This window comes from Corallococcus sp. AS-1-6, assembly GCF_020037015.1.
Taxonomy (GTDB): Bacteria; Myxococcota; Myxococcia; order Myxococcales; family Myxococcaceae; genus Corallococcus.
Window position 1 is genome coordinate 353434 of record NZ_JAIQDE010000004.1, and the last position, 17123, is coordinate 370556.

Genomic DNA, 17123 nt, shown 5'->3' on the forward strand with positions numbered 1-17123 from the left:
GCACGTGGGGCGTGGGCCCACGCGATAACGGAGGCAGGCATGCAGGTACAGGCGAAGCCGTACCCGGAGGCGGGGGCGGTGGATGCGGACTGGGCGGTGCGGCGCATGGCGGCGACGGAGCTGGACACCGCCCGGGGGATGTTCTTCCTGGGGGTGCTGGAGACGGTGCGCACCGGCGCGGGCGAGGAGGCGGTCGCCGCCTGCAGGGCCGTCACCGACGAGCGCCGCTTCGTGGGCTTCTTCAACTACCCGGTGGCCAGCTTCCTCAAGCTGGCGCAGGTGGCGGCGCGGCAGTTGTCGCCCCGGTGGGGCGGGGCCGACGAGGCGCTGCGGCAGATGGGGATGCAGGCCACGCGCAGCTTCCTGGAGTCCGCGGTGGGGCGCACCTTCCTGCTGCTCGCCGCGGGGGATGCGCGCAAGCTCGTGACGAACCTGCCGTCCGGCTACCAGATGGCGGTGAGCTACGGGGAGCGCACCGTCGACTGGAGGGGAGAGGGGGACGCGCTGTTCGTCATGCGGCGCGACTTCATGCCGCCGGCCTATCACGAGGGCGTGCTGCGCGAGGTGCTCACCATGGTGGGGGCGCGCAACCCCCGGGTCCAGGGGCGCAAGCTGGGCCTGCTGGACACCGAGTACCACATCTCCTGGGAGGCCCCCGTCGCGCTGCCCACGGAGGCGCCCAAGGTGTCCCGCTGGCGGATGTTCCAGTAGGGGGCGCGGGGACCGGGAGTTGGGGCCCGGTCCCCCTGGGCGTCGCGCCCGCGGAGGGCGCGGGAACTTGCGCCCCCCGTGCGGGGGAGCACGATGGCGGGGCTCTCCTCGTACCGGGAGGTCTTCTCCGCGTGAGCCGCAATGACAGTCAGGAACGGACGGAGCGCTGGCGCCAGCTCCTGTCGGACGCCCGCGTCGGGTCGGGGCCGCGCTCCGCGCAGACGGAGGACGCCGCGCTCCGGCAGCTCGACGAGCGCAATGACTACTCGCGGGACTACGACCGCATCGTCTTCTCCAGCGAGTTCCGCTGCCTGCATGACAAGACGCAGGTGTTCCCCCTGTCGACGAGCGACTACACGCGCACGCGCCTCACGCACAGCATCGAGGCGTCCTGCGTGGGCCGCTCCCTGGGCCACCAGGCCGGGCTGGGGTTGAAGGCGCAGGGCGTGGAGCTGGATCCGTCGCACCTGGGCACCATCGTGGCGGCGGCGTGCCTGGCGCATGACATCGGCAACCCGCCGTTCGGACACTCGGGGGAGGCGGCCATCCAGCACTGGGTGGGGCAGCGGCTCTCGCCGCCGGGGGAGGGGAGGAAGAGCCCGTTCGCGACGGAGGCCGAGTGGCGCGACCTGCGCGACTTCGAGGGCAACGCCCAGGGCTTCCGCATCCTCAACCGGCTCCAGTCGCGCGAGCGCCGGGGCGGGCTGCGCTACACCGCCGCGACGCTGGGGGCCATGAGCAAGTACCCGCGCCCGTCGGTGCTGCCCGGCTCGCGGCAGAAGACGAAGGGCGTCGTGTCGGAGAAGAAGTTCGGTTACTTCCAGGACGACGTCGACCTGGCGCTGGAGGCCTACCGCGCCACGGGCCTGCGCGAGCGCGAGCCCGGCGTGTTCAGCCGCCACCCGCTGGCCTTCCTCGTCGAGGCGGCGGACGACATCTGCTACGCGGTCATCGACCTGGAGGACTCCGCGAAGCTGGGGCTGGTGCCCATGGAGCGCGCGTGCCAGTTGCTGGAGTCGGTGCTGCCGGAGCCCACGGCCCGCAAGCCGCCCCGGCACCTGGAGACGCGCATGGCGCAGGCGCGGGCGCGGGCCATCGGGAAGCTCATCCCGCAGTGCGTGGAGGCCTTCGTGGAGCACGCGCACGAGCTGGAGGCGGGGCGGACGGAGACGTCGCTCACCGCGCTCAAGCCCGACGTGCGCGCGCGGCTGGAGGAGATCACCGACTTCACCCGCGAGCACGGCTACTGGAGCGAGCGCGTGCTCCAGATTGAGAGCGCCGGCTTCAAGACGCTGGGCGGCCTGCTGGACATGTTCGCCCTGTCGGTGGTGGCGGAGACACCCAACGCGGAGGAGAAGAAGCTGCGGCAGCTCCTGCCCCTGGAGTGCTTCCAGCGCCCGGAGTTCGCGGCGGCGGATGAGGCGGCGCAGCGGCCGTTGCGGCGGGACGAGGCCATCCAGCGGCTCACGCCGTACCAGCGGCTCCTGTGCGTGACGGACTACATCACCGGCCTGTCGGACAGCCGCGCGGTGGAGCTGTACCAGCGCCTGTCCGGCATCCAGCTCCCCACGTAGGCCCTCGGGCGCGGCGAGCGTGCGGCGCCGGCCGCCGGGCGCTACGCTTCACCCCCATGTGTGGCCGAGTCACCGTCCGGACCTCCCCCGCGCAGCTCGTCGCCGAGCTGGAGCTCGCGGGCGCGCGCGCGACGCTGGAGCGCGAGCGCTTCAACCTCTGTCCCACGCAGCTCTTGCCCGTGGTGCCCAACGACGGCGCGCGGCTGCTGGACGTGTTCCGCTGGGGGCTCATCCCGTCCTGGGCGAAGGACGCGTCCATCGGCAACAAGCTCATCAACGCGCGCGGTGAGACGGTGGCGGAGAAGCCCAGCTTCCGCTCGGCGTTGAAGCGCAGGCGGTGCCTGGTGGTGGTGGACGGCTGGTACGAGTGGAAGCAGTCCACGAAGCCCAAGACGCCGTACTTCTTCCACCACCGCGAGGGCAGGCCGCTGGCCCTGGCGGGGCTCTGGGAGGAGTGGACGGCGCCGGACACGGGCGAGGTGCTGCGCACCTGCACCATCATCACCACCGGCCCCAACGCGCTGATGGCGCCCATCCACGACCGGATGCCCGTCATCCTGTCGCCGGAAGGCCAGGCGGTGTGGCTGCGCCCGGAGCCCCAGGAGGCGTCCGTCCTGCTGCCGCTGCTCGTCCCCGCGCCGGAGGCGCCGCTGGACGTCCACGAGGTGTCGCGCGGGGTGAACTCCCCCGCCAACGACGGCCCGGAGTGCGTGGCCCGCGTCGCGGCCTGAGCCGGCGCTATCCCGCGGAGGGGCCCTCCTTCTTCGCCGGAGACGGGTAGTAGGGCGCCACGGCCTCCTTGAAGAGCTCCATGTGCAGGGGCTTCTGGAGCGTCCCGACGACGCCGGCCATCCGCTCCGTCTGGAAGCTGGCCGTGAGCACGAAGACGGGGAGCCCGCACAGCGTCGCGTCGTCGTGCAGCCGCCGCAGGAAGCCGTAGCCGTCCATCACCGGCATCATCAAATCCAGCAGCACGATGCAGGGCTTGCGGCAGGAGGCCAGCGCCAGCAGCCCCTCCTCGCCGTTGGCCGCCGTCAGTACGGAATAGCCTTCGAGTTCGAGGTACCGGGCCGTGACTTCCAGCTCCGGCTCGTCATCGATGAGGAGGATCAAGGGCGGGGTCGTCGCGTCAGGCACAGCGCTCTCTTCCTTGGGGTCAAAGGAAAGCTAGGTCGCCCGAACGCCGCACCGCCCAGGACCCATCATAGATTCCGGGACGGCGGTTTCCACCACGGCCATGAGGGCAGGGGGCCGCCTGCCCGTCCGCCCTGAAACAGTGGCGCGGCGGTCCCTGGACAGTTCCTGGGTGCTCCGGAAAAAGCCCCCTAGGATTCGCGCCATGACGTCCTCCGACAGGGGCATGCCGGGCAGGCGCCGCCGCATCGCCGTGGCGTCCCTGACGGGGCTCGCCGTGCTGGCCGGCGCGACCCTGCTGGGCGTGGAGGCCTGGTACCAGGGGAGGTTCGAGACCCCGCTGCGTGACGGAGGCGAACCGGTGCATCGCCCTGACGCGGGCGTGACGGTGGAGGACCCCGCATCTGGCATGTCCTCCCTGGCCTCGTCCGTGGCATGGATCCCCTGGGCCCCCGGCCGCCTGGCCCGCTCACACCTCGCCCGGGGCGTCCTCGCCAGCACCCTGGGAGACCTCACCGCGCTGTATGAAAACACGACGAAACATCCCGCCCCCCTGCATGGCCAGGCAGGCATTTCAACCCCCTGAATCGCCGTCCCGGGAGCCCCGGGAAGAGGCCGGCGCCTGCCCACCTCCACGGTTTTCCGTGGATGACATGGAACTGGCGCCTCGACTGACCTACAGTTCTTGAACGGAGGGGGAAGTTTGCCCGAACTGCCACCCAGCGCGTATCCGGCCTTGTTCGAGCACACGCGAGACGGCGTGCTCGTCCTGGACCCGACCCTGCGGGTCGTGGCCGTGAACCGCGCCGCGGAGGCGCTGCTGGGCCCTCGTGACGTGTGGGTGGGGCAGCCCGTGGACGGCGTGCTGCCGGGCTGGACGCCCCCCCAGGTCTCATCGCCGGGTGAAGACGCTCCCCCGGAGACGGAGCTCCCGGTGGGCCCGGTGCGCTCCGTGCGGGTGCGGGCGGTGCCCCAGGACGGCGGCTGGCTCCTGCTGCTGCGGGGCCTGGACGTGGCCCAGGAGGCCGAGTCCATCCTCCGGCAGCAGAAGGAGTTCTTCGAGGCGGTGGTGCGCCACAGCCCGGTGGCCATCGTCACCATCAGCCGCGCCTTCGAGGTCCTGTCCTGGAACCCCGCCGCGGAGCGGCTCTTCGGGTACACGCCGTACGAGGCGCTGGGGCGCAACATCCTCAAGCTGGTGGCCAACGTGGACGACATCCGTCCGCAGGCCGAGGAGACGTCGCGCGAGGTGCTGCGCAAGGACCGCGTGCACGTCGTCACCAGGCGCGTGCGCAAGGACGGCACGGTGGTGGACGTGGAGCTGCGCGCCATGCCGGTGACGGTGTCCGGCCAGTCCATGGGCTTCATCGCCATCTACCACGACGTCACCGACCTCCAGCGGGCGCGCCAGTCCGCCGAGGACGCCAACCAGGCCAAGAGCCTGTTCCTGGCCACCGTGAGCCACGAGATCCGCACGCCGATGAACGCCATCATCGGCATGGCGGGGCTCCTGATGGACACGGCGCTCACGCCCGAGCAGCGCGACTTCGCGTCCACCATCCGCCAGAGCGGGGACGCGCTGTTGGGGCTGCTCAACGACATGCTGGACTTCTCCAAGATCGAAGCCGGCCGGGTCGAGCTGGAGCAGCAGCCCTTCAACCTGCGCCAGTGCGTGGAGTCCGTGCTGGACCTGCTCGCCATGCGCGCGAGCGAGAAGTCCCTGGACCTGGGCTACCACGTCACGGACGAGACGCCCGTCAGCGTGGTGGGCGACGGCGCGCGCCTGCGGCAGGTGCTGCTCAACCTGGTGGGCAACGCGGTGAAGTTCACCGAGCGCGGCGGGGTGTCCATCTCCGTGGACACGCCGCGCCAGCCGCTCGCGCCGGGCGGGCTCTTCGAGCTGCACTTCGCGGTGCAGGACACCGGCCTGGGCATCAGCGAGGCCGCGCGCGCGGGCCTCTTCCAGCCCTTCAACCAGTTGGATGAGTCCGTGTCGCGCCGCTACGGCGGCACGGGGCTGGGGCTGGCCATCAGCAAGCGGCTGGTGGAGGCGATGGGCGGGCGGCTGTGGATGGAGAGCGAGGGCGTGCCGGGCAAGGGCGCCACGTTCCACTTCACCTTCCAGGCGCGCGAGGCCCCTCGCGGCGGGGAGGCCCTGCGTCCGGACGCGCTCAAGCTGCACGGCCGGCGCGTGCTGGTGGTGGACGACAACGCCATCAACCGCAAGCTGCTGGGCCGCCAGTTGGCCGCGTGGGGGATGGCCATCGTGGAGGTGGGCTCCGGCGCGGAGGCGCTGTCCCGGCTGGAGTCCGGGGCCCGCTTCGACCTGGCCATCCTGGACCACCGCATGCCGCTGATGGACGGCCCCACGCTGGCGGCGCACATCCGCCAGCAGCGCGACGCGCGCGAGCTGCCCCTCCTGCTGCTCACCTCGTACGATCAACGCGACGCGCAGCCCCCCGGCCTCTTCACGGCGGTGCTGCCCCGGCCGGTGAAGGCGTCGCAGTTGCATGACGCGCTGATGACGTGCCTGGCGCAGGACCTCATCTCCGCCCGGCCCATGCCCGTCGTGCCCGCGCCCGCCACGCGCGAGCGCTCCGTGTTCAACACGCGCCCCGGCGAGCAGATGCCGCTGCGCATCCTGCTGGTGGAGGACAACCCCACCAACCAGAAGCTGGCGCTGCTGGTGCTGGAGCGGCTGGGCTACCCGGCGGACACCGCGAACAACGGGCGCGAGGGCCTGAACCTCCTGGCGCGCAAGCGCTACGACGTCGTGCTGATGGACGTCCAGATGCCGGAGCTGGACGGCCTGGCCACGACGCGCCAGTTGCGCCAGGACATGCCCGCCGGCGAGCAGCCGTGGGTCATCGCCATGACGGCCAACGCGATGACGGCGGACCGCCGCGAGTGCCTGGACGCGGGCATGGACGACTTCCTCAGCAAGCCCATCCGCGTGGAGGAACTCATCTCCGCGCTGCGCCGCGCCTGGGAGCGCCTGCCGGGAAAGCCTGGGGGAGCCCCCGTCGTCCGCGCCCCGGAGGCCCCGCGCCTGGGCGCCCCGCGCATCCGCGGGCTGGACGCGAGCGCGTTGGAGCGGCTGTGGCAGTCGCTGGACGGGCAGGTGGAGCGGATGCTCCCGGAGCTCGTGGACACGGCGCTGGAGAGCATGCCCCGGCTGATGGACGACGCGCGGGGGGCGCTCGCGCGCGGTGAGCTGGAGAACCTGGCGCGCGCCGCGCACACGCTCAAGTCCAACGCGGCCTACTTCGGGGCGGCCATGCTGGAGTCGCTGTGCTGGGACATCGAGCAGCGCGCGGACGCCCGGGTGCTGGAGGGGCTGGAGCCGCTCGTCGCCCACTGCCAGGAGGCGCTGGAGGAGAGCCGCCGGCTCCTGGAGCAGCTCAAGGGCACCGTGGTGTAACGGGCCGCGGGCTGAAGCGCTTCAGGCCCGCTGGGGCGCGTTCGGGTCGCTGATGGTGAGCGGCTGCCGCTGGCCGTCCTTCGCGACGAGGCTGGCGGTGAGGGCGAAGTCCGGCCCCATGCGCAGCTCCAGCGTGGTGGGGCCCGGGTGCGCCACGCGCCAGTCCGGCTCGATGCGCACGGTGCCCAGCAGCTCGCGCTCCACGGTGGTGCGGTCCAGGGCCTCGAAGAGCGCCACCGGCACGGGGCCCGGCCAGGGCGGCAGCTCCAGGTCCACGGAGCGCGTGCCGGGCACGGGCGTGTTGGCGGGGAGCACCTCGTGCTGGCCGCCGCCGGGCACCATGGCGCCAATGGGCATGGGCACCACGTCCGACAGGCCGCTGATGCCGCGCGCCAGGTTGCGCCCCAGGATGGCCGCGCCCACGGCCACGCCCAGCTCCGGGTGCACTTCTTTATCCGACGACAGCTTCTTGAAGTGGGACAGGCGCCTGCGGATGGCGGGCATGCGCGTCTGGCCGCCCACCATCACCAGCTCGTCGATGGCGTCCGGCTTCAGGCCCGCCTTCTCCAGCACGTCGTCGCACGCGGCGGCGGTGCGCTCGATGAGCTGGAACACCATGGCCTCCATCCGCTCGCGCGTCAGCGTGACGTTGAAGTCCACGAAGGCGCCGTCCTTCTGCGTGATGCAGGGGATGCGGATGGGGACGGACGCGCCGCTGGAGAGCGCCATCTTCGCGGACTCGGCGGCGAACACCAGGCGCTGCATGACGACCTTGTTGCCGCGCAGGTCGATGCCGTGCTGCTTCTGGAAGTCGTCCACCAGCGCTTCCACGATGGCTTCGTCGAAGTTGGCGCCGCCGAGGAACGCGTCGCCGCCGGTGGCCAGCACCTTCACCACGCGGTTCTGCACGGACATGAGGGTGACGTCGAAGGTGCCGCCGCCCAGGTCGAACACCATCACCGTCTGCTCGGGGTTGCGCAGGTTGGCGTAGTAGAGCGCCGCGGCGGTGGGCTCGTTGACGATGGCGCGCACGCGCAGGCCCGCCTTCTCCGCGGCGCGGCGGATGGCCTCGCGCTGGCGGATGGAGGCGTGCGCGGGCACGGTGAGCACGCACTCCTGGAACGGGGCCCCGGCCGCGTGCGTGGCCAGCGTGTTGAGGTGCTTGAGGATGAAGTGCGCCACGTCGATGAGCGGCGTCACCTTCCCGTACACCTCCACGGCGGTGTAGCCGTCCGGGCCCTCCACCAGCTCGAAGGCGAAGCGGCCGCGGTGGCGGGCCACGTACTCGGACTGGAAGCGGCGGCCCAGGAAGCGCTTGGCGCCGAAGACGGTGTGGCGCGGGTCGTCGATGATCTGCCGCCGCGCCGCCGGGCCGACGATGGCCTTGTCCCCCGCGTGGAACCACGCGATGGAGGGCAGGGTGAGGCTCTTGTCCGCGATGGGCACCACCCGCAGCTTGTTCGCCTTGTCGAAGAAGGCCGCCGCGGTGTTGGTGGTCCCGAAGTCGATGCCGAGGATGGGGGCGGCGCTCGTGCTCATGTGAGGCCGCCATCCTCGCACGTCCCGCCGCGCCGGGGCACCTCCCGCGCGCCGTCGAGGCGGGGCACGAGGGCCTGGATGTGGAATCGGGACCTACTCGGGGTCGATGGAGGCGGCGCGCACGCCGGGCAGCGCGCCGCGCAGCTTCTCCAACAGGAGGAAGGTGTCGGTGCGCTCCGGCACGGCCAGCTCCACCACGGCGGTGCCACCTGGGGTGGCGGTGGCCTGCTCCAGGGTGAGCACGCGCGAGTCGGGGTGCAACTGGCGCAGGGGAGGCAGGGCGGCGCCCAGGTCCTCCACGTCCAGGGACAGCTTCAGCCGCTGCGGGTGGCGCTGGAGGGTGGAGTCCAGCGCGAGCAGCACGGCGCCGAAGAACAGCGTGGCGCACACCGCGATGGGGAAGGCACCCAGGCCGCAGGCCATGCCCACGCCGATCATCACGAACATCACCGCCGCGTCGCGCGAGTCCTTGATGCCGGAGCGGAAGCGGATGAAGCCGCCCAGGCCCACCAGCCCGAAGGCGCGCGACATGCTGTCGCCAATCACGGTGGTCATCACCGCCCCGGCGATGGCGATGAGCAACTGGGTGTGCATGGTCTCCTGCGCCATCACCGGCGCGCGAGGCATCCACCGGCGCCAGGGCCGGAAGGCCAGCAGCGACCCCAGCACCAGCGCGAAGCCCAGCCGCTCGAACACCTCCAGGAGCGGCAGCCCGTGCACGGACGCCTGCGCGCCCGCGTTGAAGACCTCAAGCGACGCCATGGCGAGGCTCCTGTTCCAACTGTGAGGCCGTCCGCGCCGCCTGGCGCAAGAGGGCGAAGTCGTGGGGATGGCGCTCCAGCAGCTCCAGCGTGAGGGCCTGCCCCCGCGCCGTCGTCGCGAGCAGGCCCAGGCTCTTCACGGTGGCGGAGGGCCACGTGTCCGCGAGCGCCGTGCGCAGCTTCCACGCGGCGGGCACGTCCATGCCGGTGAGCGAGTCCAGGACCTCCTCGCACGTCACTCCGAACGTCTCCCGCAGCCTCCACGCGGCGGGCACGTCCAGCCCGGTGAGCGAGCCGATGACCGCCTTGGGGGCGCGCGCCGCGTGCTGTTCACGCAGGGCCCAGGCGCGGGGGCTGTCCAGGCCCTCCAGCGAGCGCAGCACGGCGTCCGGTGCCACGGCCATCGCGCGCTCGCGCCACTCCCAGGCCCGCTCGCTGTCCACGCCCCGGAGCGAACGGCACAGCGCGCGCGCCACGCCCTCGTCCGCGAAGGCCGCGTCGCCGCCGCGCGAGGACAGCCACCGCCAGCGCTCGTCCCAGGCGCGGGGGCTGTCCAGTCCGGACAGCGACACCACCACCGGCTCCGGCGCGGCGCGTGACAGCCGGTCGCGCATGAGCCAGGCGCGCTCGGAATCCAGGCTGGTGAGCGACGCGGCCACGGCCTCCGGAGCCCGGGTCTCCCACCGCTCGCGCAGATGCCAGGCCGCTGGCGCATCGCTGGCACCGTCGGTGAGGGACTCGAGCACCTGTTCGGGCGCGGCGGCCTCCAGGCGGTGGCGCCACTCCCAGGCCGCGGGATGCGTGAGGCCGGAGAGCCCGTGCGCGATGAGCTCCGGGCACCGCTCGGCCAGCAGCGCGCGGCGTGCCTCCACGTCCTGGCCCTCCAGGCCCGCGAGGAACCACGCGGCGAGGCCCGGCTCGTCCACGGTCCAGCCGTCCAGCCGGGCGAGGAACCGGCCGCGCGCCTCGGCGAGCGAGCGCACCGGGACCTTGGGCCGCGTCAGGCCCGCGGCGTGGAGCGGCGCTTCACCGCGGCGCACGCGCAGCACGTCCTCCACCAGCCGCGTCACCTGTTCCTCCAGGGGGACGTCGGTGTTGTCGATGATGCTCCAGCGCTCCGGGCTCGCGGCGGCCAGGGCGCGGTAGCCGGCGCGCAGGCGGGCCTGGAGGCCGGCGCCGGTGAGCCCCTTGCGCGACGGCGTGGAGCGATCCTTCGCCAGCAGCTTGGACGCGCGGCGGCGGGCGCGGGCGATGGCGGGGTCCACGTCGATGAGGAAGACGCGGTCCGGGTGCAGGCCGCGCTGGCAGGTGTCCAGCACGGACCGCACCTCCGCCTCTGGCAGGCCCCGGCCGAAGCGGGCGAGCACTTCGGCGGTGTAGAGGAAGCGGTCGGCGATGACGACGTCGTGCTCCGCCAGCGCGGGCCGCGTCACCTCCTCCAGGAGCTGCGCCTCGCGCGCCGCGTACAGCAGCAGCTCCGCCACGGGCGTGAGCGCCAGGTGCAGCGGGTCGCGCGTGAAGCGCCGCAGCCCCTCCGACACGGGCGAGGCCAGCCGGCCATCCTCGCGCACGTGGCGCACGGTGAGCCCGGCCCGGCGCAGCTCGCGCGCCACGCGGTTGGACAGCGTCGTCTTGCCCGACCCGTCGATTCCCTCGAACACGATGAACATCAGAAGGAGACCTCCATCTGCAGCAGCACGGCCTTGCGCGAGGCCAGGTTGTCCTCCAGGGCCGTGACGACGGCGGGCACGGCGTCGCCGGCCTCGCGCACCTCCGCCTGGGCCTGGAGGCGCCAGTGGCGGAACTGGCCCACGTTCAGGCCCGCGGCCCCCTCCCACACCCGGTCCTGGTGGAGGGTGCGGTCGGGGTCCAACACGGACAGCATCACGAAGGGCTCCACGAACAGCGCGCCCCTCGCGCCGCCGCCGATGCGCCAGCCGGTCAGCGCCCGCGCGGTGAGGAAGGGGCCCTCCAGGCCGGTGAGCACTTCGGTGCGGCCCACCAGCACCTCGCCCCAGGTGCGCAGCGCGCCGAGTCCCACGGGCAGCTCGTGCTGGACGTCCAGCCCCGCCGTCCAGCCCGTGTGCGAGCCCCCGTCGATGGAGCCCGCGGGCTGGAGGAGCGCGGACGCGCCCAACTCCACGGTGCCCAGCGTGAGCGTTCCCCGGAAGGCGGGCACCACGCCCAGGCCCTTGGACAGGTCCACCTTGCCGGTGTCATGGCCCGTCTGCCACACGCCCGCGCGCAGCTTCAGGTCCACCGCGCAGTCCTTGCACTTCCACTCCAACTGGGCGCCGGGCCTGCGGCCGGTGAGCACCAGCGCGTCGCGCAGCACGTCCCGCATGAGGCCCCGGCGCACGAGCGGCAGCCACCGGGACGACTCCAGCTCGATGAGCGACAGGGGGACCTTGAACTGGCCCGCGCGGAGGGCGAAGCCGTGGGGCAGGTCCAGCCACGCGTACGCGTCCTTGAGGCCGTCCTGCACGTCGAACTCGACCACCGCCTTGAGCTTCTTCTTGAAGCGGTAGGTGGCCTCCAGGCGCGTCGCGGGCAAGGACAGTCGCCCGGACCAGACCTTGTCCGGGCGCGAGTCCACCGTCTCCCGCACCGACAGCCTGCCACCCACTTCGATGACCCCGGAGCCGGCGGGGAGCCGCACCGTGGGCGGTGGCACGTCCGAGCCCGTGTCGTCGCCTGGCGGTGGCGGCAATGGCTCGGCGGCGGGAGGCGGCTCCGGGAGCGACGGCGTCGTGCCCGCCGGAAGGGAGGGGTCGGCCTGCCCCGCGCTGGCGGACGCGCAGAACAGCAGGAAGGTCAGCAGCAGTCCGCGCGCGGGCATGGCACGGCCAGGAGGGGGGCGGAGTCTCGGTGGCACGGGAGGGGGATTCCTTCGGGGGTTCACTTCGTGGGGCGCGCGTCCTCCAGGAGCGCGCGCATGCCCTGCTCGAACTTCGAGGCGGCGGTCTCATGGGACGACAGCCCCCACAGCGCCTCCTCCAGCCAGGAGGGAGCGTCGCGCTTCCACTTCACCTCCACGACCGTCGCGGGCGGCGCCCGGCCCACGCGCCGCGCGGGGACCGCGAACGCGCCATCCGCTGTCGTGTCCGGCGGCAGGGCGAACACCAGGCCTTCATCCAGCGTGATGCGCACGTCGCAGGACACCGTGGCCAGCGTGGTGCGCCGGTACCACGCGGTGACCCGGGGCCGCACCGGCAAGAGGCTCGCCTGTCGCAAGAGCCGCGCGGCGGCGCCGTCCACCGGCAGGGGATGGCCGGTGAGCACCGCGCGGGCCTCCGCCTCCGTGACGGGCAGCCGGACCTTGGTGCGCCGCTCGCCATGGCTGCGCTTCAACTCCAGGACGCGCTTCCCGGTCAGCACCGGAGCCTCCGCGAGGTGGGCCGCGCCCGCGTACTCCCGCAGGCGCAGGCGCTCCGCCTGTCCCGAGTGGCACGTGCCCAGGAAGTCCAGGTCGTCGGTGTCCAGGTACGTCGTGCGCGTGTAGGCCACGGGCAGGCCCGGGTCGTAGAGGTGCCGGGACGTCCAGCCCTGGACGGCGCCCAGGAAGGACGCCAGCACCTCGCGCGGCGGTTGGAAGCGCCGCTCCCGGTCCTGCTCCGCGGCGGGCGCGGGCCTCTGCGCGTCCTGCACCCGGGCCGTCGCGGTCATGGGCTCGTACCGAAGGCCGCGTGCACTTCCGCCTGCCGCTTCGTCGCGAAGTCCACCAGGCCGTTGGCCCCGGTGAGCGCGTCCTGGAACGCCTGCGGGCTGCTCAGGAACGTGAACCCCGCCTGCTCCGCGTTCTCACCCACGGCCCACGGGGTGACGAGCGCGTGCTCCTCGCGGAAGCGCGCCTCCAGCGGGCCGGGGGCGAGCAGTCCGTCCGCCGCCTCCAGCGCGTACTTCTCGTAGACGGGCCGGTAGACGGGGTCGTCCATCAGGTAGCGGATGAGCGGCCAGGTCGCGTCCACCGACTCCTGCGACAGCGACGTGGCGCGCATGCCGTCCTGGAACGACCGGTCATGGTCCCACGTCACCCAGTGCAGCCGGCCGTTCTCACCCGGGTGCGAGTACAGGAGGTAGTTGTGGGCCATGGCCCCGTACGCGTCCCAGTTCTCGATGACGGTGTTGTAGGCCAGCCACTTGAGGAAGCCGTCCACGTCCAGCGTCGCCTCCAGCCGCGAGCGCCACGCGGCGGAGTCCGTGCGCTCCGAGTTGAGCGCGGTGATGAGCGCCTCCACGCTGCCCCAGCCCGCCGCCTCCGCCGCCTTGTTGTCCGGCTCGAAGGAGGCCTCGTCGAAGCTCTGGAGCCGCGCGCCAACGCCGTCCGCCTCGTAGAGCGGACCGCTGTCGTCGCTGAAGAAGCGCTCGAGCAGCGGATCCCCGGGGTCCTCCGCCAGCGTGTAGAGGCCCCAGTACTGGGGCCCGTCGCCGTGGTCCACGTAGACGGCCGCGAACGCGGTGTAGCTGGCCGGGACGCCCGCTTCGCGGAACAGGTCCGTGGCCACCTTGTTGCGGATGAGCGACGCGTCCGACACCGCGTTGGACAGCGACAGCTTGCCGAAGCCGTAGAAGTGCTGGCCCTCGATTTCAGGGTACTCGTCCTCGAACTTGTCGAAGTTGAAGCGCAGCGGCATCTTGCCCACGCCGCTCCGCCACGCCTGGGACAGCGACGAGTTGCCCTTGTAGCGAAGCCCCACGTGGTTCCACGCCTTGCCCTCGAACTTCACCGTCGCGGGCACGTACACCGGCGTGTTGGGGATGAGGTCTCCACCGCCGCCTCCGCCCGGAAGCCCTCCGCCGTCGGGAGGCCCGCCAGGGAAACCGCCACCGCCACCGCCCATCGGCGGGAGGCACGCGAGCGCGCCGCCCATGGGGGACGTGGAGCAGGTGCTGGTGAAGGGGGTGCCATTGAAGGTGGCGGTACAGGCGTCACCGGACGCCTTGCCCACGCACGCGGACTCGAACTCCGCGGGGAAGCCACCTCCGCCGCCGCCCATGCCTCCGTCGGGCTGGCCGCCCATGCCACCCCCACCGCCGAAGTCCCCACCCGCGCCGAACTCGCCGAGCATGGACGTCATGTCGTCCTGCATCGTCGTCCAGTCCTCCGGCGTGATGACGATGTCCAGGCGCTGCACCTTCCCCTTCGGGAAGACAACGTCATACGCGGGCGGAGCGTTCTTCCCGTGCGAGGCGTCGGTCCAGGTGTCGGGGCGGTCGGTGCCACAGGCTCCGAGGGCGAACGCCAGGAATGCGAAGGCGCCGGAGAGGCGCGGACGAGGCAAGGCCATGGGGGTCCCTTTGCGGGTGCGGGGGCGCGGTGCCACGGCGGCGCGAGACTCCGCCGTGGCACTGCGATTGCGGACCTTGAAGGGCTGACGTGACCTCTTCGTTACATGGCCGTGACGGATTGTTTCCGGCAAGGCGGCCGGTGCTCCGGCGCTCAGGGCCTGGGTGGCGTGTTGTAGCCGGCGTCGCCGTAGGGCCTCAGGCGCTCCAGCCACATCTCCTCCAGCACCTTCAGCTCCTCCACGGGCGGAGGGCCACCGGGCTCCTCGCGGGGCTTGAGCCGGTCCAGCACCTCGAAGGAGAAGGCCGCCTCGCCATGGCGCTCCCAGTCCGCCTGCAACTCGGGGACGCGGTGCATGCGCTGGGCGAACTCGAACCGGATGCGGTTGAACATCGCGGTCAGGTTGAGGGCATGGCCCACGAACAGCTTGCCGTTGGCGTGGCAGCGGATGGCGTAGATGCCCATGGGCACCTCCGCTTCCTTGTACGCGCGCTTGCGCTCCGCGCGGGCCGCGCGCGAGTCGTCACCGGACGCCATGGTGGCCTCCGAAGCCCCGCGCGACGAGCTTCGCCTCCAGCCGCGCCTTCGCGTCAGGGTCGCGCGGGCGCACCCAGTCGTGGCCCAGCCGTTCCCAGTCCGCGTCGCGCGAGTCGATGCCCAGCGCCTGGAGGAAGCCGGCCTCGCAGATGAAGCACTGCTCGCGGAAGGGGAAGAGGAAGCCGCCCTGCGCCGCCAATGAGCGAGCGGCCTCCTCGTAGGTGGAGAACCACCGGTTGAGGAACGTGCTCTGGCCCTTCTGGAAGAAGGCGCGCGTGTCCAGCGCGTGCGCCCGGGCCTCCAGGGCCTGCTTCAGCTCCGTCCAGGTGGTGTGCCCGGCTTCCCGCGCGATGACGGCGAGCCCGTGCTTGTGCCGCACGGTGTCCCGGCGCGCGAGCACCTCGCCCAGGGACAAAGCCGCGAAGAAGGGCAGGGCGCGCATCCGCTCCGCGGCGCGCGTGGCGCGGGCCGTGTCGGACGAGTCCAGGTCCTTGAGGAGCAGGGACGCGCGGACCTTGTATTCATGAAGCGTGACGGGGAGGGTGCTGCCGGTTCCCATGACGAATCCTCCGGTGCTGGCCCTCACCCGTTGGGGGACCGTGGAAGGACTTCATCAGGAGTCTGGCGACAGCGGGTGAAGCGAGGGTGACGTCGTCTTTCCGGGCGGCGGGCACCCCTCGGCACCCGTGGGACGAATAGACCAGACGCGCCGCGCGGGCGTCAACGCGGCCGGAGACGTGCGGCCGGGAGGGCGCCCTTTGATTCGGCCCATCCCCAGGGGGGCATGTGCTGGGTATGTTCCGGCGATGACGTCCGAACGCGCACGAACAGCCCCCTCCGCGAACGACCTTGCTGCCTCCGAGCTGGAGACCGTGCGGATCCTGGAGGGAGGCGCGGAGCTCATCTCCGGGGCGATGCGCCCCCATGCGGAGCTGGAGGCCATGCTGTCGGCCCGTGGCTGGAAGCGCCGCTTCCTGAAGCAGCCGGAGCGGGTGTCCGCGTTCGTGGCCGGGGCCGAAGCGGTGCGGAATGCGCTGGCGCGTGTGCACCGCCGCGCGGAGGTGGAGGCGTGGACCGAGGACATGCCCGTCCTGCGGCAGGCACGGGCGCTGTCCACGCAGCGCGAGCGCCTCACCCGGCTCGCGCGACAACGGCTGGACACGTTGACGGTCGCGCCTCCGGACGTGACCCTCGAAGAGGCGCTGACGCGGTTGGAGGCATTGCTTCGCCAGCCTGTCAGCAAGACGCTGAAAGAGGGCGAGGTGCTCGTCTTCGAGCCCGACTACGGCGGTTCGAGGGGGAAGCCAGGCCCAGGCGTGGGCAGCATGAACGTGCCCTCCCGCTATCTCCTGCCGGTTCCGTTGGGCGCCTTGCTCCTCACCCTCCTCATGGTCTCGGGGCTTCCCGGGGCCATGGAGCTGGGACTGGCCCTCATGGGGCTCTCGATTGGAGGCGTCCTGCTGTGGCCCCAGCTCCGCTCCGGCAGGGTGCGGATCACCAGCGAGCGGCTCCTCTGGACGCCCGTGTTCGGCGAGGCACAGGAGGTGCGTCTGGACTCGATCGCGGATGACGGCGTCCACCTGGACAGGAGCCAGTTCGACCTGGAGGTGACGGGCGACCGTCGGCTGCGCGCGCGCAGCGTGTCGGATGCCCTTCATCTGATGGTCGCGCTGGAGCTGCACCGCCGGCCACCCCTCCTCGGCGCGGTCCGGTCGGGCGTGCAGTTGGAGGACGTCGCCCTCCTCCCCGCGAAGGTGGGGGAGGTCGAGGGTGTCTGCGTCCTGCGTCCCCACGCGTTGGCGTTCATCCCAGACAGGCGCGGCCCCCAGGCGCTTCAGGCCGTCACCGGAAGGCCCACGTCGCTGAAGGGATTCGAGGCGGACCGGGTGTTGGAGGCGTTGCGCTGGCTGCCGGCGGAGGAGTTCGACGCCTGTGTCTCACGCGTGGTGAAGGCCACGGGCGGCCTTGCCTGGGCCGCGGGAGAGGCGCACTTCGTTCCGGGCCCGCCGATATGGGTGGCGATCCGGATCAAGCGCGGTGAGCAGGTGCTGCTCGGCCGGGCGGAGTGGCACGACCGCGCCGCCGCCGAGCGGATTCTTCAGGGATGGCACCCGCGCCCCGCGCTTCCGCCCCCAGGGTAGGGAGCGGCCAATGCGGGC

At 72.2% G+C, this 17123-nt stretch carries 15 protein-coding genes; 6 read left to right on the forward strand and 9 right to left on the reverse strand.

From position 1 onward, the window contains the following. The first annotated feature begins 39 nt into the window (after positions 1–39). From K8612_RS08500 to K8612_RS08510, 3 genes are all read left to right on the forward strand, one after another. A complete protein-coding gene (locus K8612_RS08500; RefSeq protein WP_223761914.1) occupies positions 40–711 on the forward strand; it encodes a DUF2378 family protein in 672 nt (223 codons plus the stop codon). A 131-nt stretch (positions 712–842) separates the two neighbouring features. Beyond that, positions 843–2285 (forward strand): dGTP triphosphohydrolase, encoded by a 1443-nt coding sequence (dgt, locus tag K8612_RS08505; RefSeq protein ID WP_223761915.1) that lies wholly within the window; start codon positions 843–845, stop codon positions 2283–2285. A gap of 56 nt (positions 2286–2341) precedes the next feature. Beyond that, positions 2342–3016 (forward strand): SOS response-associated peptidase, encoded by a 675-nt coding sequence (locus tag K8612_RS08510; protein WP_223738779.1) that lies wholly within the window; start codon positions 2342–2344, stop codon positions 3014–3016. Between the two features lie 7 nt (positions 3017–3023). Here K8612_RS08510 and K8612_RS08515 read toward each other — a convergent pair whose 3' ends face one another. Next, a complete protein-coding gene (locus K8612_RS08515) occupies positions 3024–3422 on the reverse strand; it encodes a response regulator (RefSeq protein WP_223738780.1) in 399 nt (132 codons plus the stop codon). Between the two features lie 202 nt (positions 3423–3624). On the opposite strand from K8612_RS08515, the gene K8612_RS08520 reads away from it, so the two are divergent. Both K8612_RS08520 and K8612_RS08525 read left to right on the forward strand, forming a co-directional pair. Beyond that, the gene (locus K8612_RS08520; RefSeq protein ID WP_223761916.1) at positions 3625–4005 is read left to right on the forward strand and encodes a hypothetical protein; all 381 of its coding nucleotides are present in this window, start codon (positions 3625–3627) and stop codon (positions 4003–4005) included. Between the two features lie 117 nt (positions 4006–4122). Beyond that, complete coding sequence (locus tag K8612_RS08525) at positions 4123–6840, forward strand: PAS domain-containing hybrid sensor histidine kinase/response regulator (RefSeq protein WP_223761917.1); 2718 nt, start codon at positions 4123–4125, stop codon at positions 6838–6840. Between the two features lie 21 nt (positions 6841–6861). On the opposite strand, the gene K8612_RS08530 is transcribed toward K8612_RS08525, so the two are convergent. From K8612_RS08530 to K8612_RS08565, 8 genes are all read right to left on the reverse strand, one after another. Next, positions 6862–8379: an Hsp70 family protein gene (locus K8612_RS08530; RefSeq protein WP_223738782.1), complete on the reverse strand. Its 1518-nt coding sequence runs from the start codon at positions 8377–8379 to the stop codon at positions 6862–6864. Positions 8380–8472: 93 nt separating this feature from the next. Then, entirely contained in the window at positions 8473–9141 is a 669-nt protein-coding gene (locus K8612_RS08535) for a DUF4956 domain-containing protein (RefSeq protein WP_223738783.1), read from the reverse strand. Then, positions 9128–10810, reverse strand: coding sequence for a dTMP kinase (gene tmk / locus K8612_RS08540; protein WP_223761918.1), 1683 nt, complete (start codon positions 10808–10810; stop codon positions 9128–9130). Before tmk ends, K8612_RS08535 begins: the two co-directional genes overlap by 14 nt. Further along, positions 10810–11979, reverse strand: a complete 1170-nt coding sequence (locus tag K8612_RS08545) for a porin (RefSeq protein ID WP_223761919.1) — start codon at positions 11977–11979, stop codon at positions 10810–10812. The genes tmk and K8612_RS08545 overlap by 1 nt, the downstream gene beginning before the upstream one ends. Positions 11980–12038: 59 nt before the next feature. After that, complete coding sequence (locus K8612_RS08550; RefSeq protein ID WP_223761920.1) at positions 12039–12806, reverse strand: VTC domain-containing protein; 768 nt, start codon at positions 12804–12806, stop codon at positions 12039–12041. Beyond that, positions 12803–14428, reverse strand: a complete 1626-nt coding sequence (locus K8612_RS08555; RefSeq protein WP_223761921.1) for a CotH kinase family protein — start codon at positions 14426–14428, stop codon at positions 12803–12805. Before K8612_RS08555 ends, K8612_RS08550 begins: the two co-directional genes overlap by 4 nt. A gap of 152 nt (positions 14429–14580) precedes the next feature. Then, a complete protein-coding gene (locus K8612_RS08560; protein WP_223761922.1) occupies positions 14581–14964 on the reverse strand; it encodes a GIY-YIG nuclease family protein in 384 nt (127 codons plus the stop codon). After that, on the reverse strand, positions 14951–15523 hold the full coding sequence (locus K8612_RS08565; protein WP_223761923.1) for a hypothetical protein: 573 nt from the start codon (positions 15521–15523) through the stop codon (positions 14951–14953). The genes K8612_RS08560 and K8612_RS08565 overlap by 14 nt, the downstream gene beginning before the upstream one ends. 247 nt (positions 15524–15770) lie before the next feature. On the opposite strand from K8612_RS08565, the gene K8612_RS08570 reads away from it, so the two are divergent. After that, positions 15771–17105: a hypothetical protein gene (locus K8612_RS08570; RefSeq protein WP_223761924.1), complete on the forward strand. Its 1335-nt coding sequence runs from the start codon at positions 15771–15773 to the stop codon at positions 17103–17105. Positions 17106–17123: the final 18 nt, after the last annotated feature.